Origin of the sequence: Kitasatospora sp. NPDC048365 (assembly GCF_043200835.1) — a bacterium.
Lineage (GTDB): Bacteria > Actinomycetota > Actinomycetes > Streptomycetales > Streptomycetaceae > Kitasatospora > Kitasatospora terrestris.
The window spans coordinates 36578-57560 of record NZ_JBICYJ010000043.1; the positions used below are offsets into that span (position 1 = coordinate 36578).

Genomic DNA, 20983 nt, shown 5'->3' on the forward strand with positions numbered 1-20983 from the left:
ACGGGTCCTTCGGTGTCAGGCGGTACGGGCCGCGGGGCCGGTTCGGGCGGCGGCGGGCCGGGAGGCCCGGGCGAGCATCAGCACGGTGGTGCCCAGCATCAGGGCGAAGACCACGGCGACCGACAGGTAGCCGGTGGCCCAGGCCCAGCTGGGCACGTCCAGCCGGGTCTCGCGCTGGAGGATGCTCTGCTCGCGGACGAACGGCCGGACGGCGCCGTCCTCGGCGGGTACGGCGGCGGCCGGGATGGCCGGGTCCGCGGGCAGGTGGACCGGGACGGCGACCAGGTCGCCGGTGCCGCGGTGCAGCCGGATCAGCGTCTTCCACTTCTCGCCGCCGGCCCGGACGGGCTTCTCGGTCCGGTACAGGCCGTCGCCGATGCGCCGCAGGTCCTGCCGTTCGATGGCGCCGCCCTGCCAGGAGAAGACGCTGAACCACACGGCGCCTTCGGCGAGTCCGGCGGGCTCGACGCGGACGGTGAGGTTCACCTCGCGGTCCGCGGGGTCGCCGGTCGCCGGTCCGGCGTCGGTGAGGGTCAGCGCGACGGTGCCGTGCGTGTCGGCGGTCGGCGGGATCACCCAGGCGCAGGCGGCGAGCACTGCGGCGAGGCCGAGTGCGGCCACCGTCCGGCCGGGTGTACTGCGGACGGGTTCCGGGTCCGCGCCGGGGGCGACGGTGTCCAGCCGTCCGGCGAGCCACACCCCGGCGAGCGCTCCGGCGACGCCGACGGCCGCGCACAGCGGTACGGCGGTGGCGAGCAGGCCGGCCGGCCAGGCGAGCGGCATGCCGATCCGGGTCCACCCGGCCTCGACGAGCACGCCGACGGTGCCGATCAGCAGGCCGGACACCACGGCGAAGCGGATCCGGCGCGCCGTGCCCAGGGTCAGGGCCACCGCCTCGACCAGCAGGGCGGAGCCGAGCACCAGCGGGATGTGCGGCACGCTGGTGTCCAGCAGCCGGTCGATCCCGCCGATGGTCAGCCGCAGCACGAAGTACACCGCCCAGACCAGCAGCAGGCTGCCGCGGAACAGCCGGGCGCGGGCGGCCGGCAGGGCGATCGCGGCGAACGCGGTGAGCAGCACCGGGTCGGCGAGCAGCGGGAACTGCGGTCCGCCGAGGTCGAATTCCATCAGGTAGGCGGAGAGGCAGAGCACCACCCAGGCGGCGGTGCCCAGTTCGTAGCCGACCAGGAAGCCCTTCCGTCCGACGACCTGCTGCGCCTCCGCGCACAGCAGCCAGGAGCCGAAGAGCGCGAACAGCGCGCCGCCGAGCAGCAGTACGTGGGTCGGGCCCCACAGGGTGACGTCCTGGCCGAACATCCGGTGCCAGACGTCGTCCATCGGGAAGGCGACGAAGCCGAAGAGTCCGCCGATCAGGATCAGCGCGGCCCCGTACGGGACCCGCCAGCCGCGCCCGATCCGCAGCGGCCGCCTGGGCAGCGGGCGGCGGGCCAGGGCGATGGCGAAGCCGCCGGTGGCGACCATGCCGAGCAGGCCGAAGAAGATGAAGTAGTGGGCCGGGTTGGCCAGCGGGCCCTCGTCGCGGCCGTAGTCGTAGTGGTAGGGGACGTCCCAGTAGACGCCGATGCCGGCGAGCACGATCGCCTGCAGGTGCAGCGGCCCGGTGAGCGCGGCCCAGCGCGGCACGCCGGTGAGCGCGGCGAGCCGGTCGGCCAGCTTGCCGACCAGGGTGGCGCGGCCGAGGGACTCGCGCCAGACGACGTACGCGACGGCGGCGAAGACCAGCATCGTCACGCCGAAGACGACCAGGATCTGGGTGAACGGGGCGCCGCCAGCCGGCGCGGGGCCGGCGGCGGCCAGCAGGTGCCGCATGGTCAGGCGCTCCCGTCCGTCGCGGCGCCGACGGCGCTGCCGCCCGCACCGGCCGCTCCGCCCGCACCGACCGGCCGCAGCCGGTCGGCGGCGGTCGCGGCGAGCCGGGGTTCGAGGCGGGCGACCTCGCGCGGGCCGAGCCGCCCGAGCACGCCGGGGATCGCGCCGCGGACGGCCTGCATGCCGCGCAGCCACCACTGGGCGTAGACGTGCGGGGAGCGCCGCGCGATGCCGGCGACGATCCGCTCGACGGCCGGTTCCAGCGGGTAGGTCTTGTTGGCGGGCCACGGCAGCCGGGCCCGCATCTCGCGCAGCACCTCGTCCCGGTCGGCGCCTCGGACCATGTCGGTGTCGGTCCAACTGAGGTACCCGACACCGACCTTGACGCCCTTGTGGCCGGTCTCGGCGCGCAGCGCGTGGGCGAAGGACTCGACGCCGGCCTTGGACGCGCAGTAGGCGGTCATCAGCGGGGCGGGGGTGAGCGCGGCGAGCGAGGCGACCTGCAGCAGGTAGCCGCCGCTGTCGATCAGGGCGGGCAGGAAGGCCCGCGCGGTGGCGACGGAGCCGAGCAGGTTGACCTCGATCACCCGGCTGAACATCCGGTGGTCGGCGTCCAGCAGCGGGCCGCCGAGGGCGATGCCGGCGTTGGCCACGACGGTGTCGATCCGGCCGTAGTGCGCGCGGATCGCGTCGGCGACAGCGGCGAGCGTCTCCAGGTCGGTGACGTCGGCCTCCCAGCTGGTGGCGTCGGGTCCGCAGGTCTTGGCGACGGCGGCGAGTTCGTCCGGCTCCAGGCCGACCAGGGCGACCTTGGCGCCGCGGGCGGCGAGGCGCTGGGCGAGCAGCGCGCCGACGCCGCGGGCGGCTCCGGTAACGACGGCGACCTGGTCGGACAGCGGCGGAGTGCGGGTCATCGGGCGGCTCTCCCCTGCTCGGGCCGCTTCCGGGTGGGGGCGGCGGCGGTGGGACGGTGGGGTGCGGTGAGGTGGTCCGCCACCAGGCGGCGGATCTCGGCGGCGACGGCGTCGGGGCTCTCCACCGGCGACATGTGGCCGATCGAGGGGAGTTCGATCAGGCGCTCGGGGCGCGGCAGTGCGGCGTGCAGGCGGTGGGCGTGCGGGGGCGGGGTCATCCGGTCCCGGGTGCCGTAGAGCACGCTGGTGGGGACGTCCAACTTCGGCACGTTCCGGTCGAGTTCGAGGCCGGCCAGGACCCGGCCCCAGTGCGAGCGGGGCACCCGGGCGGTGCCGTGCACGATCCGCGCGCAACTCTCGACCTCGGCCGGTGCGGCGCCCGGCCCCATGACCGCGTACTTGACCAGGGCCTTGCCGGCGGCGTTGACCGGGCCGAGCGGCAGCGCGGCCGTGAGCAGCGCCCGGTGAGCAGCGCCCGGTGGGCGGCGCGGCGCGCGGCGCGGCCCGGCACCGGCAGGACGCGGGCCTCGGCGGCCAGGTTGCCGCTGCCGGTGGAGGCGAGCAGCAGGGCCGCGGCCTTCTCGCGCAGTTCGGGCCGGCCGGCGGCGGCCATCAGCGTCATGCCGCCCATGCTGTGTCCGGCGATCACGGCCCGCTGCCCGGCCGGGACGGTGGCGCCGAGCACGGTCACCAGGTCGTCGGCGAGGGCGCCGGTGGAGCAGCCGGCGGCGTTCGGCGCGGCTTCGCTGCGGCCGTGGCCGCGCTGGTCGTACGCGACCACGCGGTGGTCCCGGGCGAGCCGCTCGACGACCGGTGCCCAGAACTCGATCGAGCAGGCCCAGCCATGGACCAGGACGACCGTCGGCGCGTCCTGCGGTCCGAAGGTCTCCACGTGCAGCCGGGTGCCGGCGGCGCTGCGCAGTTCGGTGGCGGTCATGCGCCGACCTCCTGGGCCCGGGCCCGGTCGCGGGCGGGCACCGCTGCGGGGTGCGGCACCAGCTCGTACTCGGCGGGGTCGATCCGGCGGGTGGCGCGGCGGAAGTGGCCGGTGGTGCCGGGCCAGACGGTGGTGTTGCGGCCCTGGGCGTCCTGGTACCAGCTGGTGCAGCCGCCGGTCTCCCAGACGGTGGTGCGCATCCGGCGCTGGACGTCCTCGGTCCAGTTGCGCTGGGCGTCGGGCGTGGGGTGCAGGGCGGCCGCACCGAGCCCGTCCAGTCGGGTCAACGCGTCGATGATGTAGTTCAGTTGGGACTCGATCATGAGGATCATCGAGCTGTTGCCGAGGCCGGTGTTGGGGCCGATCACCAGGAACAGGTTGGGGAAGCCGTGCACGGTGGTGCCGCGCAGCGCCGCCATGCCGTCCTTCCACTCCTCCGCGAGGCTGCGCCCGGCGGCGCCGGTGATCCGGCTGCCGATCGGCATGTCGGTGACGTGGAAGCCGGTGCCGAAGACGATCGCGTCGACCTCGTGCTCGGTGCCGTCGGTGGCCACCAGGGTGGAGCCGCGCACCTCGCGCAGGCCGGCCGCGACCACCTCGGCGTTGGCGGCGGCGAGCGCCGGGTAGTAGTCGTTGCTGATCAGGATCCGCTTGCAGCCGATCCGGTAGTCCGGGGTCAGCTTCGCCTTCAGCGCAGGGTTCTTGACGGACCGTCCGATGTGCCACTTGGCGATCTGCTGGACGGCGGCGAGCAGGCGGGGCCGGCGGACGAAGGCGTCCACCTGGATCTCGCGGACGCCGAACAGGATCCCGCGGCGCAGCGTCCGGGTGAAGGGCAGCGCCCGGTGCAGGGCCCGTTCGACGGCCGATATCCGCCGGTCGGCGCGCGGCAGGACCCAGGCGGGGGTGCGCTGGAAGACGGTGAGCTTCCCGACCTTCGGCTGGATGTTGGGGACGATCTGGATCGCCGAGGCGCCGGTGCCGACCATGGCGACGCGCTTGCCGGCAAGGTCGTAGTCGTGGTCCCAGCGGGAGGAGTGGAAGACCTTGCCGGGGAAGGCGTCGAGGCCGGGCAGGTGGGGGATCTGCGGGTCGGCGAGCGGGCCGGTCGCCGAGACCAGCGCCTCCGCGGTCCACTGCCCGGCGGCGGTGGTGATCTGCCAGCGGGCCGTGGCGTTGTCCCAACGGGCTTCCGTCACCTCGGCGTTGAAGCGCAGGTGCGGGCGGAGGCCGAAGTCGGTGGCGACCTTCTCCAGGTAGGCGCGGATGTGCGGCTGGCCGGAGAAGCTGCGCGGCCAGTCGGGGTTGGGCGCGAAGGAGAGCGAGTACAGGTGGGAGGGGACGTCGCAGGCGCAGCCGGGGTAGCTGTTGTCGCGCCAGGTGCCGCCGACGGCGTCGGCGCGCTCCAGGATCACGAAGTCGGTGATGCCCGCCCGGCGCAGCCGGACGCCGGCGCCGAGGCCGCCGAAGCCGGAGCCGATGACGGCGACCTTCACGTGCGGGACCGCGGGCGCGGGGGGTGCGGATGGCATGGGTCTCCTCCGAGGAGGGCCGAGGGGTGGGGGATCGACGCCGGAGGTGCGGCGTGGTCGGAGGTTAGCCCCGCCGACGCTATTGACGGTAGGTCTAATAACGGGATGTGATGCGGGTCACACCACCCGGCCGAGCCGGACGGTCGACCTCCACATGTCGGCATGCCCTGGTCATACCGGCGGGTCGGTGATAGCTCTGACCCGTCGCCGGGCCCCGACCGGCGACCCCAGGGGAGAACACACATGAACACCGACTGGCGGCTGGTCCGCGGCAGACCCGATCCGGCGCTCGCGGACGCGGTGCTCGGCTACCGGGCCTTCGACCTCACCCTCGACCGGGTGCAGCGACGCCTGGAGGTGCCCATCGGCGCGGTCACCCTGGTCGCCAACCTCGGCCGGGGCACGCTGCGGATCGGCCGGCCCGGCGAGAGCGGCGCCTGGAGCTCCGCCGACTCCTTCGCGATCGGCCCGCGCACCCGCGCCGTGATCGGCGAGCACAACGGCGCGATGCGCGGCATCGAGGTCAACCTGACCCCCTGGTTCGCCCGCACCGTGCTCGGCGTCCACCTCGGCGAACTGCGCGACCACCAGGTCGAACTGGACCAGCTGCTCGGCCGCCGCTGGCGGCACCTGGAGGAACAGCTCGCCGAACTCCCCACCAGCCAGGCCCGGTTCACCCTGATCGACCGCCACCTGCTGCGGCTGCGCGCCGCCGGCCCGGAACCTGCCCCACAACTGCGCGCCGCCTGGCGCCACCTGCTGCGCGGCACCGCCCCGACCACCGTCGCCGCCCTCGCCCACGAGGTCGGCTGGAGCACCCGCAGCCTGGAGCTGCACTTCGCCGAACACATCGGCCTCACCCCGAAGTCCGCCGCCCGCGTCACCCGCCTCGCCCGCACCCTGCGGATGCTCACCGCCGGACACCCGCTCAGCGACACCTCCACCGCCTGCGGCTTCTACGACCAGGCCCACCTCAACCGCGAGTTCCGCGCCCTGACCGGCTGCGCCCCGCGCGAGTTCCTGCACCACCGCCGCACCCCGGGCCGCCACCTCGACCGCCTCCCGGGCTGGGTCACCAGCGCCCTGCTCCCCTGAGCGCCCGGCAGCCGACACTGCACGGTCAGAGCGACCAGCCCGCCGGCCGCATCGTGGTCGACAGCCCCAGCGCCGCACGCACCGCCAGCGCCGGGTCCATCGCCTCGTGCTCGGTGTCCCGGGCCGCCTCGGCGAGGCGACGGGCCTCCGCGGAGGTCCGGGCCGAAGCGACCTGCTGCCAGTCGAACTGCGCCGCCCGGTGCCGCTCGACCACCCGGGCGAACGCCTGCTCGGCCCCGGCCGGGGCGCCCAGCTGCTCCAGGCGCTCCACCATGGTCTGCTCGGCGGCCGCCATCTCGCCCGCCCAGGCGGACAGCCGGTCGACCGACACCCCCTTGAGGTCGAGGGCCATCGCCGACAGTTCGTTGTACGGATCGACGGCGTCCAGGTATCGCCGCTGCCCGTCGGTCAGCCGGGAGGCGTCCGCCCGCAGGCTGCCGGTGATCCCGAAGTCGCCCAGGTAGAGGCAGCTGACGTTCGGGTGGTCGGCCAGGTCCTCCTTCCCCGGTAGCACGGGCACGAAGCCGATGTCGGCCGGCAGCGCCCAGTAGTCCGGGTTGGCCCGGGTGAAGGCCTTGCCGCACGCCGACGTCGAGACGCCCGGACGCTCCTCGGCCACCTCGGCTGCCCGCGCGGGTTCGAGCGCGACCACGTCGACCACCTCCCCGTCGTGGTTACCGACACACGACGTCCGCACCACCATGAGCCCGAAGCTGTCGACCTCCTCCGGATGCTTGTCCAGGTACTGCGGCGACGGCCAGCTGAAGCAGTCGCCGGGCCCGAGCGAACCGAGCGCGACCGGCCGCGCGTCCGCCCACAGCCACCCGGCCCCCGCCACCACGGCGCCGACGACCACCACGACGACCGAGCGCCGCAGCCACGGCCGCCCGCGCCACCCCGCCCGGCGGCCGCCGTCCTGCAGCGCCACGGCCTCGGCCAACCGGGAGGGCGGCTGCACCGTGACGGCCGCAGCCGCGTCCTGATCCGACCGCAGCGACATACCGGACACTCCCTCACGAGGCCCGCGCGGAGGGCGGGCAGCGGTTGACCGCGCGACCCTACCGCAGCCCGCGAGGGGCCGTCAGCGCAGGTCAGCCGCTGCCCCCCAGGTCCGCTACCGGGCGATCCGGTACAGCACGCTCGCCCGCAGCGGGCCCTCGGGGACGGTCGGGTCGTCGAAGTCGTCCGCCGGGTCGCGGGTCATCCCGATCCGCTCCATCACCGCCTGCGAGCGCAGGTTGCCCGCCGCCGTGACCGCCAGGATCTCCGGCAGGTCGAGCGTCCCGAAGCCGTACGCCAGCGCGGCCCGCGCCGCCTCGGTCGCGTAGCCGTGGCCCCACGCGGAGCGGGCCAGCCGCCAGCCGATCTCGACACCGTCGAAGGGCATCTCCTCGTCCACCGGGTCCAGCCCGGTGAACCCGATGAACTCCCCGGTGGCGGCGACCTCCACGGCCCACCAGCCCCAGCCGCGCTCCGCCAGCCCGGCCCGGAAGTACGCCAGCGAGGCCGCGCTCCGCTCCGCGGTCAGCACCTCGGGGAAGAACTCCCGCACCTGCGGGTCGGCGTTCATCGCCGCCCACGGCTCCAGGTCCGTGTCCCGCCACTGCCGCAGCCGCAGCCGCTCCGTCCGCAATTCGCGCAGTTCCGCCATGGGGCGGACCCTAGCCCCGCGCACCGCCGCCGACCAGCGAATATCCGTTGTACGGCGCGCCCGGAGGTGCCACGATCGCCGGATGGAGCACCTCGCCGCCCTGCTCGGCCGCCGCCTCGACCAGGTCACCGACGGACCGGAGGGCCTGCTGCTGCACTTCGACGGCCTCGCGCCGCTGCGCCCGGAGGCCGTCGACCACCGGCTGGTCCTCTCCCCCGCGACGCCCACACGGTCCGCCCCCGCCCCCGCCCCCGGCCACCCGCTCAGCGCCTTCCTCGGCGAACGGGTCACCGGTGTCCGCCCGGTGCGCCGGCGGTCCACCGACCGCGAGATCGGCGGCGAGCTGCTCTTCCCCTCCGGCGCGGTCCGCCTGCTCGCGCTCGCCGACGAACTGCGCTGCGAGGCCGAGCCGTTCACCGCCGCCCCCGACCTGGTCACGACGGCCGGGCCGGGCCTCGACGAGCACGGCTTCTTCGCCCGCGAGGGATCCCTGCGCCGCGTGCAGCCGGCGTACGAGCCGGTGGTGGCCGCCGCCCGCGAGCGGGTAGCCGCCGCCTTCGGCCCCGAACGCCTGCACAGTGCCTACCTGTACGGCAGCATCGCGCGCGGCGCGGCCGTCCCGGGCGTCTCCGACCTAGACCTGCTGATCGCCCTGCACGGCGAGCCCACCCCGGCGGACCGGCGGCGCGCCGACGCCCTCGAAGCTGAGCTCGACGCCGCGTTCCCGCAGCTGAACGGCGCCGGCGTGCTGCTGTTCGGCGCGGCCGGGCTGCTCAGCGAGCAGGAGCGGTACGACCTCGGCTGGTTCCTGGCCTGCCTGTGCACCCCGCTGCTCGGCCCGGACCTCGCCGAGCACCTCCCCCGCTACCGCCCCACCTCGCTGCTCGCCCGGGAGACCAACGGCGACCTGACACTCGCCCTCCCGGGCTGGCGGCAGCGGCTGGCCGGCGCCGACGAGGCCGGGCTCGCCGTGCTCGGCCGCGCCGTCTCCCGCCGGCTGGTCCGCACCGGCCTGACGCTGGTGATGGACCGCTGGGGCGGCTGGACCAGCGACCTGGAGGTCTCCGCCGCCGTCACCGGCCACTACTACCCGGACCGCGCCGAGCAGTTCGCCCTCGCCGCGCGCACCGCCCGCACCCCCGCCGCCACCGCCCGCGCCGAACTGGCCGTCCTGGTCGAGGACCTGGCGCCGTGGCTGGCGGCCGAGTACGAGTCGGTGCACGGCCGCAAGACGCCGCGGCCGCGGCCCGCACCGATCCGCGACGCGACCGCCGCCGACCTGCCGCTGCTCCAGGACGTCGAACGGGCCGCCGGCGGGCCCTTCCGCGACCTCGGCATGGCCGAGATCGCCGACGACGAGCCGTTCCCGCCGGCCGAGCTCGACCGCTACCGGCAGACCGGCCTCGCCTGGGTCGCGGTCGACCCCGAGGACCCCGACGGCCGTCCCGTCGCCTACCTGATCGCCGAACCCGCCGACGGGGGCCTGCACATCGAGCAGGTCTCGGTCCACCCCGACCACGCCCGCCGGGGCATCGGCCGCGCCCTGATCGAGCACGCGGCCGCCCGGGCGGCCGCGCTCGGCCTGCCGGCGCTGACCCTCACCACCTTCGCCGAGGTGCCCTGGAACGCCCCGTACTACCGCCGCTGCGGCTTCCACGTGCTCGACGAGGCCGCCCTCGGGCCGGACCTGCGCCGGATCCGCGCGACCGAACGGGCCCACGGCCTCGACCGCTGGCCGCGCGTCACCATGCGACGCCCGCTCCAGTCGGTGGAAGGCCCACACCCCGAACGCTCCTGACGCACGGTCGACTGCCACGACCCGGACCGACGAGCCCTCGATCGTCCGGCATCCCACCCCGGCCGGTCGAGGGAACCGGCCCCCGGGCACTCCCGACGCCACGCCGGTCGACACGCCCGGGCGAACAGGCCCGCGACCGCGGCGTCAGCTCGCTCCGGCCGGTCGACACGCCCGGGGCGTCCGTGACGCCGGGTCAGCCCAGCACGTCCCGGACGAGCGCGAGCGCCGCGTCGACCGCGCCGTCCAGGTCGTCCCCGGCGAAGACCTCCCGCACCCGCTCCGCGAAGTCCTCCGGCGCGCCGGGCAGCAGCGCGGCCGAGGCCACCGCGCCCTTCTCGTTGATCAGCCACTGCCCCGCCCGCCCGTGCATCGCCTGCACCAGCGCCCCGACCGCGCGGAACAGGCAGCCGTGCACGTAGAACGCGTCGCCGCGGGCCGCGCCCTTGCGGGCGCCCGCGAGGACGAACGGCGCCTCCCAGCGCGCCTGGGCGACCAGCGCCTCGCCGAGTGCCACCGGGTAGTCGGCGAGTTCCGCGCGCAGCCGGGTCACCTCGCCGCCGGGGTCGGCGAGGACGCGTCCGAGGGCGAGCTCCCCGGCGTACGCGTGCGAGTGGACGCCGAGCGGGTGGCCGGGCTGGGTGCCGATCTCGTACCGTCCGGCGCGGGCCTCGCGGGCGCTGTGGGCGACCCGGTCGAGGTCGCGGTAGAGCCAGTCGACCCGGTGTCCGTCGACGGTGAGCCAGGCCCCGCCGTCGACCCAGGGGCCCCAGCCGCCGGGCTCGGTGACCTCCACGTCCGCGCCGGTCAGCTGCCGGGCGAGGTCGCGCAGTTGCCCGGTGTCGAGCGGGCGGCGGTAGTAGAGGCCGAGGTCGTAGTCGGAGTCGGGCCGGTGGGTGCCGCGGGCGCGGCTGCCGCCGAGGCAGACACCGACGACGCCGTCGACGCGGGCGAGGCGCCCGGCCAGGTCCATGAGTTCGTCGTCCATCGACCCATGATCATGACCGGGCGCCCCACCCGCGTCCAGCCGTTTTCCGTCGGCCGTCAGAGCTGTCAGCGCTGTCAGAGCCGTCAGACCAGCTGCTTGCCCATGCAGACGCTGTCCGGGTGGTCCTTGTAGTACCCGAACTTGCGGATGTCGGCGTAGCCCTCGGAGAGGTACAGGGCGATCGCCTCGGGCTGCTTGTTGCCGGTCTCCAGCACCAGCCGGGTCCGCCCGGCCTCGACCGCGCGCTCCTCCAGGTGGCGCAGCACGGCCCGGGCGAGGCCCTTGCCGCGGGCCTGGGGCACCACGAACATCCGCTTCAGTTCGGCGTCGCCGTCGAGCAGGCCGTCGTCGTCCTGTTCCTTGGCGCGCCAGCCGCCGCAGGCCACCGGCTCGTCGTCGAGGTAGGCGACGACGAAGAGCCCGGCGGGCGGGTCGAAGTGGTCGGTGTGCATCGAGGTCTGGTCCCCGTCCCCGTAGCGGCGGACGTACTCCTGCTGCACCTCGTCCGACAGCTTCACGGCGTCCGGATGGCCGAAGCCGGTCATACGAATTTCCATGGTCCCCAGCCTAGGTGACCGGGTCAGCAGGCCTCGAAGCGCGCCACCAGCGCGTCCTTGCCGAACATCCGCGCGGTGTCGAGCGCGGACGGCGTGCCGGCCTTCGGGTCGGCGCCGCCGGCGAGCAGCGCGTCGACGACCGCCTCGGCGCCCTTGAAGACCGCGCCGGCCAGCGGGGTCTGCCCGCGGTCGTTGACCCGGTCGGCGTCGGCGCCGCGCTCCAGCAGGACCCGGACCGCGTCGACGTGGCCGTGGTAGGCGGCGAGCATCACCAGGGTGTCGCCGCGGTCGTTGGCGAGGTCGGCGGGCGCCCCGGCGTCCAGGTAGGCGGCGAGCAGCGGGGCGTCGCCCGCCCGGGCGGCGTCGAAGAGCTTCCCGGCGAGCTCGATCACCTCGGGGTCGAACGCGGCGTCGGCGGAGTCGGTCACGTCATGGCCTCACTGGTCGGTCTCAACAGTTCGTGTCACCACGCACGGTAGCGGAAGCGGTCGGCCCCGCGGGTCGCGCGTCCATTCGGGCGAACTTCCGAACGGGCCCGCGCACCCCGTCGAGGCCCGGGGAGCCCTGCCTGCACGGCCCCGCGCGGCGTCCGGGGGGCCGGACGTATACCGCCGATGTGCGACACCGACCGAGATCCACCCATTTGCCACGCCACATCATCTATTACTTTTTGTCACCATAAAGGCACTTTCTGTAACACTGTCCCCCTCCCCTCATCGAGGAGCAGAACCGTGATCCTTTCCATCTCCGGAATCGTCCTGTTCGGCGTCATTGCCTTCCTCTTCTTCCGCCGGGACGGCCTGAAGATCTCGCATGCCCTGGTGTGCGCGCTCTTCGGCTTCTACGTCGCGGGTTCCTCGATCGCCCCGAGCATCCAGGCGGGCGGCGCGAGCCTGGCCAGCCTGATCGGCGGCCTGAAGTTCTGAGCGAGCGCTCCCCTGTCGGCCCGGGCGCGGATCCCACCGCCCGGGCCTTCTTCGAATCCGAACGCCCCCGTCCCACCGGGCCCGCCCCACAGCCAACGGAGCCTGCATGTCCCTCACCCGCCACCTCACCCGGGGTCGCGACCTCGCCCGTACCGCCGGCGACCACGCCGCCGACATGTTCGCCCCGCTGTCCCTGATCGGCCGGGGCCTGCGCCGCCACGCCGACTGGGCGAAGGCCCGCTGGGCGGCCACCCCGAAGGAGCGGCGCGGCCCGACGCTGTTCCTGGCCGCCGCCGCGGTGCTCGGCGTCTTCCTGCTGCCGCACGGCCCGCTGCTCGCGGTGGTCGCGCTGATGGCGAGCGCCGCGTGGGTGGGCCGCGACCCGAAGCCCGCCGCGCCGCCCGAGCCGGACGTCGCGGACATCAAGCTGACCGCCCTGTACGCGGCACTCACCCCGTACCTGGCCGGCCTCGACGACCCCTGCCCGCTGTACGGGGCCGAGGGCGGCTACAAGGGCGCGTTCTCCTCCTGGGAGTTCGACGACGAGGGCCGGCTGGCGGCACTGGAGCTCGCCTACCCGCCGTACTTCACCGACACCGAGCCGGCCGCCCGGGCCCGGATCGAGCAGGTGATCCAGGGCAAGGCGGGCCGCTCCCGCGAATACCGCTTCGACTGGGACGAGGAGTCCAACCGGCTGCGGGTGGCGGCGCTGGCGGCGCTGCCCGCCGACATCGCGGCGCAGCCGTTCGTCACCGCGCCGGGCGAGATCGTGCTGGGCTTCACCGACGGGCTGGGCAGCCGGCGCACCATCCCGGTGACCCAGGCCGGGGCGACCGCGCAGCAGCCGCCGGTGGTGTGGCGGGTCGGGCCGCGGTCGGCGGAGCCGCACCTGCTGGCGCTCGGCGCCGCCGGGTACGGGACGTCCACGCTGCTGCGGTCGATCGCACTGCAGGCCCTGCCGCACGGGGACCTGGTGGTGATCGACGGCGCGGGCACCGGCGAGCACGCCTGCCTGGTGAACCGGCCCGGGGTGCACACCGTGGAGACCAGCCTGCACGGCGCGGTCGCCGCGATGGAGTGGGTGGCGAAGGAGACCGAGCGCCGGCTGGTGGCGCTGAACGCGGCCCGCCACCACGGGGTGGCCGCGCCCGAGGACGCCACCCGCCCGCTGTGGCTGCTGCTCGACCACCCGACCGAGCTGAGCGAGCTGGCCCAGGCGGAGGGTCACCCGGATCCGCAGGAGCTGCTGGAGACCCCGCTGCGGCACGGCCGGGCAGCGCGCGTCACCGTGGTGTTCGTGGACGACCTGGAGGCGCGGGACCGGATCTCGCCCACCGTCCGCTCGGCCGCCCGGGCCCGGGTGGTGCTCGGCCCGGTGACGCCGGAGACCGGCTCGTCGGCACTGGGCGTGCCGCTGGACATCGTGCCCGCCGCGCAGACCCCGCCCGGCCGCGGCTACGCCCGGATCGGTACCACCGCCCCGGTCCGGCTGCAGGTCCCGGCGACCGTCGACCCGCTGGACGACGAGGCGCCGGCCGCGCTGCGCGACGCGGTGATCGCCCTGCTGCCGCACCGTGACACCCGCACCGAGGCGGCCGCCCCGCAGGTCGCTCCCAAGGCCACCCCGCAGAACGTCGAACAGCTCGTCGCCGTCGTCCCCGACGCCGACGAGGAGGTGCGGCTGACCAAGGAGTCGCCCGCCGTGCGTCCGCGCCCGGTCTGGTGACCCGACGGCGATAGGGTGATCTTCCAGATCCGGCCGCCCGCCGACACGGTCACGATGTGCACAATATGTGACACACCGGGTGATATAAACGATCAGATGTGACAAATCGGGCGACGATGGGTACAAACAGGGGCGGCACGACAGGCGACGCATGTCCCGGGACGGGAATCTTCGTCGGTGGCCGAGCGTTGACCGAACGACGAAGACAACGACCACTAGTCCTGTGGGCCAGAAGCCCGGGAGGCACGATTCATGAGCGAGCGAGCTCTCCGCGGCACGCGACTCGGGGCGACCAGCTACGAGACCGACCGCGGCATTGATCTGGCGCCGCGCCAGACCGTCGAGTACGCATGTCAGAACGGACACCGTTTCGAGGTGCCCTTCTCCGTCGAGGCGGAGATCCCGGCGGTGTGGGAGTGCCGGTTCTGCGGTCAGGAGGCCGCACTCCTCGACGGTGAGGAGCCTGAGGAGAAGAAGATCAAGCCCACCCGCACCCATTGGGACATGCTGATGGAGCGCCGGACGCGGGAGGAGCTCGAGGAGGTGCTGGCCGAGCGGCTGGCCGTCCTCCGCTCCGGCGGCATGAACCTCGCGGTCCACCCGCGGGACAGCCGCAAGAGCGCGTGACCGCCTAGGCGACACGCGCGACACACCGGAAAACGGAAAGGGGCCCTGGGCGAATCGCCCGGGGCCCCTCCCGTTTCCCGTCCCGTTTTCCGCTCTCAGCCGGTGATCGTTCTCAGTTGGTGATCGGCGGACGGTACTCGGTGTCCGGGCCCTGCGGGCCGCGGGCCGGGTCCACCACCTCGCCCTGGATCACCTTGCCGTCGGGGCGGTGGATCCGCATCTGCTCCTGCAGGCGCACCGCGTCGGCAAACCGGTCCGCGCCGACCGGGGCGGTCGAGCGCAGCGCGCTGCCCGCCAGCCTGCGGCCCGCCATCCGCCACAGCGCCCGGGTCGGCGGCAGCAGCAGGGTCAGCGCGACCAGGTCGGACAGGAAGCCAGGCACCATCAGCAGCACACCGGCCAGCACCGTCATGCTGGTGCCGGTCTGCGGCTGGGCCGACTGGGGGTTCTTCGACTGCTCGACGGCGGCCGAGAACGCCCGGGCACCCGCCCGCTTGATCACCGCGCCGCCCACGAAGATGCCGGCGATCAGCAGCAGCAGCGCGGGGCCCCAGCCGATCGCGTCGGCGACCACCGTCACCAGCCAGATCTCCAGCACCAGCCAGGCGGCGGCCAGCAGCGGCAGCACCCGGCGCAGCGGGCCGCGGCGTTCGGGACGGGTCGGGGTTGCTTGCTGGGTCACGGGCGACTTCACTCCAACGCGGTGCTCTCCACCGGCCGGCAGCTCCCGGCCGCGACTACGGCACCACCTGGGACAACGGCTCGTCGGCTTCGGGTGTTCCACCCTTGCGCCGCCCGCGGGCGCCGAGCGCGACCGCGAATCCGGCGGCCAGCAGGCCGGCGATCGCCAGCGTCCACTCGGGCACCGCGCCGACCCGGTCGGCCACCGTGCGCGCGTCGCGCAGCGGCACCGTGGCGGTCAGCACCTCGGCGGTCATCTGCCGGCTCTGGGTGACGACCGTGCCGTCCGGGGCGACGACCGCGCTGATGCCGCTGGTCGCCGCGATCAGCACCGCGCGGCCGTGCTCGACCGCACGCAGCCGGGACATCGCCAGCTGCTGCTCGGGCTGCCCGCTGTTGGCGTACGTCGCGTTGTTGGTCTGGACGACCAGCACCCGGCCGCCGTCGTTGACGGTGTCCCGGATGATCTCGTCGTAGGCCACCTCGAAGCAGATCACGTCGCCGATCCGGGCCGGGCCGACCTGCATCACACCGTTGCCGGTGCCGGGGTAGAAGTCCCGGCCGACCCGCTGCAGCCGGGTGATCACCTTGGAGAGCTCGTCCCGGAAGGGCACGTACTCGCCGAACGGCACCGGGTGCTGCTTGGTGTAGGAGGCGCCGGGGCCGGTCACCGGGTCCCAGACGATGCCCTCGTTCTGGACGTGGACCGCGTCCGGGCCGTCCACCAGCGCGCCGACCAGGGTGGGGACGCCGACCGCCTTCACGGCCTCGTCGATGCGGCGGTAGGCGGCCGGGTCGAGGAAGGGGTTGAGGTCGGAGGAGTTCTCCGGCCAGATCACCAGGTCCGGCTTGGGGGTGCGGCCCGCCGCGACGTCCGCGGCGTACTGCTCGGTGGCGGCGGCGTGGTTGTTCAGCACCATCATCGGGCGGCCGAGGAAGTCCATGCCGGGCTTGTCCACGTTGCCCTGGACGAGCGCCACCTTCACCGCGTCGTCGGCGGCCGTGGGCACCGGCACCAGGTAGCCGCCGAGCAGCGCGGCGAGCGCGCCGGTCGCACCGGCGGCGGTCAGCAGCGGCGCCCGGCGCGGCGCGGCCCGCAGGCGCAGCGCGGTCCACGCCAGCAGCGTGCCGCAGAGCGCGACCGCGAAGGTCACCAGCGGAGCTCCGCCCAGCGCGGCGAGCGGGGTGAACGGGCTCGCGGTGTTGGCGAACGCGAGCCGGCCCCACGGGAAGCCGCCCAGCGGCAGCCGGTCGCGCGCCCACTCCTGGGCGACCCACAGGCAGGCGCCCCACAGCGGCCAGAGCGGCAGCCGCGAGGTCAGCGCGAGGCCGGCCGCCATCGCGGCGACGAACAGCGCCTCCACCACGGACAGCCCGATCGTGGCGTCCCAGCCGATCACGGCGAGCCACTTGAGCAGGCCGAGGAAGAACGGCAGGCCGAACGCGAAGCCGGTCCACGCCGCCTGGCGGACGGTGCGGCCCCGGGTCAGCAGCGACAGGCCCGCGACGGCCACGATCGACAGCGGCCACAGGTCGTACGGCGGGAAGGCGAGCGCCATCAGGACGCCGCTCACCGCCGCGGCGGCGGTCCTGGGCAGTCCGGCCCGCAGGCGCGCGAGCCGTCCCGGCCTCGCCGGCACGGGCGGCTCCACGTCCTCCGCCACCGGGCGCTCCTGCTCCACGGGCAGTGCCACGCGCGCACCACCTCTCTGGCCGTATCCGATCAACACTGACCAGCAAAGGTACCCCAGTGTCCGGACCACCGGCCCGGCCGCTCCCGGCTAGCCCCGGCTGTGGACGGTTCGGCCGCGGACCACCGTGCGGCGGCAGACCGGCAGCGGCTCGCCCGGGGTGAGGTCGGGCAGGCCCGGGGTGCCGGAGCGGGGGTCGGTGGACCAGCCCGCCACCCGGTCGTCGGGGGCCTGGACGACCAGCACGGCGACGTCCCAGACCGCGTAGCTGGCGACCGCGCCGGGCACCAGCACCCCGTCCTGGTCCCGGCCGAGCGCGCGCCAGCCGCCGCGGGTGTGCGCGGTGAACGCGGCCCGCGCGGAGATCCGGTGCTCCGGGGTGCGGTGGAAGGCCGCGGCCCGCACGGTGCCCCACGGGTCGAGCGGGGTGACCGGCGCGTCCGAGCCGAAGGCCAGCGGGACGCCGGCCCGCAGCATCGCCGCGAACGGGTTCAGCGCGGCCGCCCGCTCGGCGCCCAGCCGCTGCACGTACATGCCGTCCGGCCCGCCCCAGGCCGCGTCGAAGGCGGGCTGCACCGAGGCGGTCAAGCCCAGCTCCGCGAACGCGGCGACGGTCTTGTCGTCCAGCGCCTCGGCGTGCTCCACCCGGTGGCGCAGTGCCTTCACCCGGGCCTCGCCGACCCGTTCCCCGGCCGCCCGGACCCCGTCCAGCACGGCGGTGATCGCCGCGTCGCCGATCGCGTGGAAGCCGGCCTGCAGCCCGGCCTCGGTGCACGCCGCGACGTGCTCCGCCACCTGCTCGGCGCTCAGGTACGCCGTCCCGGTGTGCTCGGCGTCGGCGTACGGCGCGTGCAGGCAGGCGGTGTGCGAGCCGAGCGCCCCGTCGACGAACAGGTCGCCGCCGGCGCCGACCGCGCCGAGCCGCTGCGCGGTCGCCACCCCGGCGCTGCCGAGCTCGCCCCAGTAGCCGAAGACCTCCGGGCCGTCGGTCTCCGCGGCGAGGGCGAGCAGCGCCGCCAGGTCCTCGGCGGAGGAGATGTCCGGGCCCGCGCACTCGTGCAGCGCGGCGATGCCGAGTTCGGCGGCCCGCCGCAGGGTGGCGAGCTGGGCGGCGCGGCGCTGCTCCGCGGTCAGGTGGGCGAGCGCGGCCCGCCGGACGGCGTGGTGGGCGTCGCGGCTGAGCGGGCCGGTCGCGGAGTGTCCGGCGAGGCCGTCCAGGCCGTCGACCAGGGCGCGCAGCGCGGTGCTGGCGAGGGCCGAGTGCACGTCGGTGCGCGAGAGGTAGACCGGTGCCCCGCCGGCCGCCCGGTCGAGCTCGTCCAGGGTCGGCGGACGGCCCTCGGGCCAGGCGGTCTCGTCCCAGCCGTGCCCGATGTGCACCTCGGCGCCGTTGTGGCCGACGTGGGCGGCGATCCGGGCCAGCGCCGCATCCAGCGAGGCGCAGCCGCCCAGGTCCAGGCCGGTCAGGGCGAGGCCGGTCGAGGTGGCGTGCACGTGGGCGTCGACGAACGCGGGGGTGACCAGGGCGCCGTGCAGGTCGACGATCTCGTCGGCGACGTCGGCGTACGCCTCGGCGGCGCCGTCACTGCCGACCCAGGCGACGTGCTCGCCCTCGACGAGCATCGCGGTGGCGAACGGGTCGGCGGGGCTGTAGACGTTGCCGCCGCGCAGCAGCACGGTCCGGTTGGTGCGTTCGGTCATGCCGCCAGTCTTTCACCCGCTCAACCTTTGTCAGAGCTTCGGGGGCCTGGCCTCGTACGGGGTGGACAGGACGACGGTGGTGCGGGTCGAGACGCCGGCCGCGGAGCGGATCCGGGCGAGCAGGTCCTCCAGGTCGCCGGGGCCGGGGACGCGGACCTTGAGGATGTAGTTCTCGTCGCCGGCGACGCTGTGGCAGGCCTCGATCTCGGGCAGGCCGACGAGCCGCTCCGGGGTGTCGTCCGGGGCGCTCGGGTCGAACGGCTTGACCGAGATGAACGCGGTCAGCGCCAGGTCGACGGCCTCGGGGTCGACGATCGCGGTGTAGCCGCGGATCACCCCGCGCTGTTCGAGGCGGCGCACACGCTGGTGCACGGCCGAGGTGGACAGGCCGGTGGCCTTGCCCAGGTCGGTGTAGCTCATCCGGCCGTCCTGGAGGAGCAGCTGGACGATGCGCTGGTCGAGATCCTCCACGGGCGCCAACCTACTCGATCGGGCGCCCGGCGTGTCGATACCCCGCAGGGGGCGCATTCGGGGGGCACATGCCGAGGGAATGTGGCGAACGCCACACCCGGTGCATCACCGTGCGCTCCTCCGCAGGGTTATGACGCCGTGTCGGCGGGAAATGCTGCTGGTGGCTCGGACCGCAGGTGGTCCGGCCCGATCCGAGGGGGATCACATGCCTGCCACTGACCAGCGTTCCAGCAACGCCGAGGGCGAACGTACCGAGCCCGAGACCACCTTCGGGGTGGACCCGGGCGACTCCGACACCTGGGAGATCGTGCGGGTGCACTGCCCCGCCTGCGACCGCCCGATCGCGCTGCTGTCCGACGAGGAGCGCCTCCCGCAGCACGCCGTCCTGCCGTCCGCCTGGCACCCCTTCTCCCCCGCGCTGTGCCAGGGCACCGGCGCGCCGACCGACGACCTGCCCGAGTGCGAGGAGCACGAGGGTCAGGGCACCGGCCTGGAGGCGCTGCTGACCGCGCCGGGCGCGCTCGACTGGCGCACCCAGCCGTTCTCGCACGCCGCCGTCCACCGCGCCGTCCGGGCCCACGTGCCCGCACAGCGGAAGGCCCCGGTCCGCGGCTGAGCCGCGCACCGGGGCCGCTCGGCGGGCCCCCGGGGTCACCGGCCGGTGAGGTGCCGTCCGATCACCAGGCGCTGGATCTGGTTGGTGCCCTCGACGATCTGCAGCACCTTCGCCTCCCGCATGAACCGCTCGGCCGGGTAGTCCCGGGTGTACCCGGACCCGCCGAGCACCTGCACCGCGTCGGTGGCGACCCGCATCGCGGTGTCGGTGCAGAACAGCTTGGCCATCGCCGCCTCCTTGGTGAACGCCCGTCCGGCGTCGCGGCGGCGTGCGGCGGCCAGGTAGAGCGCGCGCCCGGCCTCGATCTGGGTGGCCATGTCCGCCAGCAGGAAGGACAGCCCCTGGAAGTCGGCGATCGGCCGGCCGAACTGCTGCCGGGTGCCCGCGTACTCCACCGCCAGGTCCAGGGCCGCCTGGGCGACGCCGATCGCGCAGGCGGCGATGCCGAGCCGGCCGGAGTCCAGCGCGGCGAGGGCGATCTGGAAGCCCTGGCCCTCGCTGCCGACCAGGCGCTCGCGGTCGACCCGCACCCCGTCGAAGTGCATCTGCGCGGTCGGCGAGGACCACATGCCCATCTTCCGCTCGGGCGGGGCCGCCGACAGGCCCTCGCTGCCGGCCGGGACCAGCAGGCAGGAGATGCCGCAGGCGCCCTCGTCGCCGGTGCGGGCCATCGTCGAGTAGAAGTCGGCCCGCCCGCCGTGGGTGATCCACGCCTTGGTGCCGCTGACCACGTACTGCTCGCCGTCCAGGTCGGCGCGGGTGCGCAGCGAGGCGGCGTCGGAGCCGGACTGCGGCTCGGAGAGGCAGTACGCGCCGAGCTGCTCGCCGCCGAGCATGCCGGGCAGCCAGCGCCGCTTCTGCTCCTCGCTGCCGAAGCCGGCCAGCGCGTGGCAGGACAGGGTGTGCACCGAGACGCCGAGGCCGACCGCCAGCCAGCCGTTCGCCAGCTCCTCCAGTACCTGCAGGTACACCTCGTACGGCTGGTCGCCGCCGCCGTACTCCTCGCCGTAGGGCAGCGAGAGCAGGCCGGCCCGGCCGAGGGTGCGGAACACCTCGCGGGGGAAGCGGGCGGCGGCCTCGTCCTCCGCGGAGCGCGGGCGGACCTCGCGGTCCACCAGGTCGCGGGTGAGCGCCAGCAGCTCCCGCGCCTCGTCGCTGGGCAGCTGGCGGTCCACGGGCTCGGGACGTCCGGCGGTCACGGGCACAAGCCTCCTCGGTCGGGCGCCGGACCCGGGATTCGCCGGG

21 protein-coding genes and 1 pseudogene are annotated in these 20983 nt (G+C 74.9%); 7 read left to right on the plus strand and 15 right to left on the minus strand.

The features are described 5' to 3' along the window. Positions 1-15: 15 nt before the first annotated feature. The 5 genes from ACGFX4_RS32700 to ACGFX4_RS32720 are packed head-to-tail and all read right to left on the minus strand — an operon-like array spanning position 16 to position 5213. Positions 16-1830, minus strand: a complete 1815-nt coding sequence (locus ACGFX4_RS32700; protein WP_393082218.1) for a hypothetical protein — start codon at positions 1828-1830, stop codon at positions 16-18. Between the two features lie 2 nt (positions 1831-1832). Further along, the gene (locus ACGFX4_RS32705) at positions 1833-2744 is read right to left on the minus strand and encodes an SDR family oxidoreductase (RefSeq protein WP_393082220.1); all 912 of its coding nucleotides are present in this window, start codon (positions 2742-2744) and stop codon (positions 1833-1835) included. After that, positions 2741-3004, minus strand: coding sequence for an alpha/beta fold hydrolase (locus tag ACGFX4_RS32710; RefSeq protein ID WP_393082223.1), 264 nt, complete (start codon positions 3002-3004; stop codon positions 2741-2743). Before ACGFX4_RS32710 ends, ACGFX4_RS32705 begins: the two co-directional genes overlap by 4 nt. Next, positions 2959-3681 (minus strand): alpha/beta fold hydrolase, encoded by a 723-nt coding sequence (locus ACGFX4_RS32715; RefSeq protein ID WP_393082226.1) that lies wholly within the window; start codon positions 3679-3681, stop codon positions 2959-2961. The genes ACGFX4_RS32710 and ACGFX4_RS32715 overlap by 46 nt, the downstream gene beginning before the upstream one ends. After that, on the minus strand, positions 3678-5213 hold the full coding sequence (locus ACGFX4_RS32720; RefSeq protein WP_393082229.1) for a flavin-containing monooxygenase: 1536 nt from the start codon (positions 5211-5213) through the stop codon (positions 3678-3680). Before ACGFX4_RS32720 ends, ACGFX4_RS32715 begins: the two co-directional genes overlap by 4 nt. 243 nt (positions 5214-5456) lie before the next feature. Here ACGFX4_RS32720 and ACGFX4_RS32725 point away from each other — a divergent pair, with 243 nt between their 5' ends. Next, complete coding sequence (locus ACGFX4_RS32725) at positions 5457-6308, plus strand: helix-turn-helix domain-containing protein (RefSeq protein WP_393082232.1); 852 nt, start codon at positions 5457-5459, stop codon at positions 6306-6308. A gap of 25 nt (positions 6309-6333) precedes the next feature. Here ACGFX4_RS32725 and ACGFX4_RS32730 read toward each other — a convergent pair whose 3' ends face one another. Then, a complete protein-coding gene (locus ACGFX4_RS32730) occupies positions 6334-7308 on the minus strand; it encodes a hypothetical protein (RefSeq protein WP_393082235.1) in 975 nt (324 codons plus the stop codon). A 114-nt stretch (positions 7309-7422) separates the two neighbouring features. Continuing rightward, positions 7423-7950 carry a GNAT family N-acetyltransferase gene (locus tag ACGFX4_RS32735; RefSeq protein ID WP_393082311.1) on the minus strand — a complete coding sequence of 176 codons (528 nt, stop codon included), beginning with the start codon at positions 7948-7950 and terminating at the stop codon, positions 7423-7425. Between the two features lie 91 nt (positions 7951-8041). Between ACGFX4_RS32735 and ACGFX4_RS32740 the strand changes: the two are divergent. Together ACGFX4_RS32740 and ACGFX4_RS32745 are read left to right on the plus strand one after the other, a co-directional pair. Then, positions 8042-8617: pseudogene (locus tag ACGFX4_RS32740) on the plus strand (nucleotidyltransferase domain-containing protein); the annotation flags it as partial. Positions 8618-9214: 597 nt separating this feature from the next. Next, positions 9215-9757, plus strand: a complete 543-nt coding sequence (locus tag ACGFX4_RS32745; protein ID WP_393082314.1) for a GNAT family N-acetyltransferase — start codon at positions 9215-9217, stop codon at positions 9755-9757. Positions 9758-9950: 193 nt separating this feature from the next. Here the strand turns inward: ACGFX4_RS32745 and ACGFX4_RS32750 are convergent, their stop codons facing one another. The 3 genes from ACGFX4_RS32750 to ACGFX4_RS32760 form a co-directional block, all read right to left on the minus strand. Then, positions 9951-10742 carry a nucleotidyltransferase domain-containing protein gene (locus ACGFX4_RS32750; RefSeq protein WP_393082238.1) on the minus strand — a complete coding sequence of 264 codons (792 nt, stop codon included), beginning with the start codon at positions 10740-10742 and terminating at the stop codon, positions 9951-9953. 83 nt (positions 10743-10825) lie between these two features. After that, positions 10826-11299 (minus strand): GNAT family N-acetyltransferase, encoded by a 474-nt coding sequence (locus ACGFX4_RS32755; protein WP_393082241.1) that lies wholly within the window; start codon positions 11297-11299, stop codon positions 10826-10828. Between the two features lie 23 nt (positions 11300-11322). Next, positions 11323-11727, minus strand: coding sequence for an ankyrin repeat domain-containing protein (locus ACGFX4_RS32760; RefSeq protein WP_393082244.1), 405 nt, complete (start codon positions 11725-11727; stop codon positions 11323-11325). 303 nt (positions 11728-12030) lie between these two features. On the opposite strand from ACGFX4_RS32760, the gene ACGFX4_RS32765 reads away from it, so the two are divergent. The 3 genes from ACGFX4_RS32765 (at position 12031) to ACGFX4_RS32775 (ending at position 14578) form a co-directional block, all read left to right on the plus strand. Beyond that, on the plus strand, positions 12031-12225 hold the full coding sequence (locus tag ACGFX4_RS32765; RefSeq protein WP_014134294.1) for a hypothetical protein: 195 nt from the start codon (positions 12031-12033) through the stop codon (positions 12223-12225). A 106-nt stretch (positions 12226-12331) separates the two neighbouring features. Continuing rightward, entirely contained in the window at positions 12332-13951 is a 1620-nt protein-coding gene (locus tag ACGFX4_RS32770) for a hypothetical protein (RefSeq protein WP_393082247.1), read from the plus strand. 252 nt (positions 13952-14203) lie between these two features. Beyond that, complete coding sequence (locus ACGFX4_RS32775) at positions 14204-14578, plus strand: RNA polymerase-binding protein RbpA (protein ID WP_345700412.1); 375 nt, start codon at positions 14204-14206, stop codon at positions 14576-14578. 112 nt (positions 14579-14690) lie between these two features. Here the strand turns inward: ACGFX4_RS32775 and fxsA are convergent, their stop codons facing one another. From fxsA to ACGFX4_RS32795, 4 genes are all read right to left on the minus strand, one after another. Then, on the minus strand, positions 14691-15260 hold the full coding sequence (gene fxsA / locus ACGFX4_RS32780; RefSeq protein ID WP_393082250.1) for an FxsA family membrane protein: 570 nt from the start codon (positions 15258-15260) through the stop codon (positions 14691-14693). 55 nt (positions 15261-15315) lie between these two features. Then, positions 15316-16953: an apolipoprotein N-acyltransferase gene (lnt, locus tag ACGFX4_RS32785; RefSeq protein WP_393082253.1), complete on the minus strand. Its 1638-nt coding sequence runs from the start codon at positions 16951-16953 to the stop codon at positions 15316-15318. 87 nt (positions 16954-17040) lie between these two features. Further along, the gene (locus ACGFX4_RS32790; RefSeq protein ID WP_393082256.1) at positions 17041-18651 is read right to left on the minus strand and encodes an amidohydrolase; all 1611 of its coding nucleotides are present in this window, start codon (positions 18649-18651) and stop codon (positions 17041-17043) included. A gap of 30 nt (positions 18652-18681) precedes the next feature. Beyond that, a complete protein-coding gene (locus ACGFX4_RS32795; protein ID WP_345700409.1) occupies positions 18682-19122 on the minus strand; it encodes an Lrp/AsnC family transcriptional regulator in 441 nt (146 codons plus the stop codon). Positions 19123-19327: 205 nt separating this feature from the next. Here ACGFX4_RS32795 and ACGFX4_RS32800 point away from each other — a divergent pair, with 205 nt between their 5' ends. Beyond that, positions 19328-19738, plus strand: coding sequence for a hypothetical protein (locus tag ACGFX4_RS32800; protein ID WP_393082259.1), 411 nt, complete (start codon positions 19328-19330; stop codon positions 19736-19738). A gap of 35 nt (positions 19739-19773) precedes the next feature. Here the strand turns inward: ACGFX4_RS32800 and ACGFX4_RS32805 are convergent, their stop codons facing one another. Continuing rightward, a complete protein-coding gene (locus ACGFX4_RS32805) occupies positions 19774-20937 on the minus strand; it encodes an acyl-CoA dehydrogenase family protein (RefSeq protein WP_393082262.1) in 1164 nt (387 codons plus the stop codon). Positions 20938-20983: the final 46 nt, after the last annotated feature.

Excerpts from the sequence above, each read along its gene's own strand:
- ACGFX4_RS32700 (WP_393082218.1), bottom strand. The coding sequence starts at position 1,830 with ATGCGGCACCTGCTGGCCGCCGCCGGCCCCGCGCCGGCTGGCGGCGCC.
- ACGFX4_RS32705 (WP_393082220.1), bottom strand. The coding sequence starts at position 2,744 with ATGACCCGCACTCCGCCGCTGTCCGACCAGGTCGCCGTCGTTACCGGA.
- ACGFX4_RS32715 (WP_393082226.1), bottom strand. The coding sequence starts at position 3,681 with ATGACCGCCACCGAACTGCGCAGCGCCGCCGGCACCCGGCTGCACGTG.
- ACGFX4_RS32720 (WP_393082229.1), bottom strand. The coding sequence starts at position 5,213 with ATGCCATCCGCACCCCCCGCGCCCGCGGTCCCGCACGTGAAGGTCGCC.
- ACGFX4_RS32725 (WP_393082232.1), top strand. The coding sequence starts at position 5,457 with ATGAACACCGACTGGCGGCTGGTCCGCGGCAGACCCGATCCGGCGCTC.
- ACGFX4_RS32730 (WP_393082235.1), bottom strand. The coding sequence starts at position 7,308 with ATGTCGCTGCGGTCGGATCAGGACGCGGCTGCGGCCGTCACGGTGCAG.
- ACGFX4_RS32750 (WP_393082238.1), bottom strand. The coding sequence starts at position 10,742 with ATGGACGACGAACTCATGGACCTGGCCGGGCGCCTCGCCCGCGTCGAC.
- ACGFX4_RS32755 (WP_393082241.1), bottom strand. The coding sequence starts at position 11,299 with ATGGAAATTCGTATGACCGGCTTCGGCCATCCGGACGCCGTGAAGCTG.
- ACGFX4_RS32770 (WP_393082247.1), top strand. The coding sequence starts at position 12,332 with ATGTCCCTCACCCGCCACCTCACCCGGGGTCGCGACCTCGCCCGTACC.
- ACGFX4_RS32775 (WP_345700412.1), top strand. The coding sequence starts at position 14,204 with ATGAGCGAGCGAGCTCTCCGCGGCACGCGACTCGGGGCGACCAGCTAC.
- ACGFX4_RS32790 (WP_393082256.1), bottom strand. The coding sequence starts at position 18,651 with ATGACCGAACGCACCAACCGGACCGTGCTGCTGCGCGGCGGCAACGTC.
- ACGFX4_RS32800 (WP_393082259.1), top strand. The coding sequence starts at position 19,328 with ATGCCTGCCACTGACCAGCGTTCCAGCAACGCCGAGGGCGAACGTACC.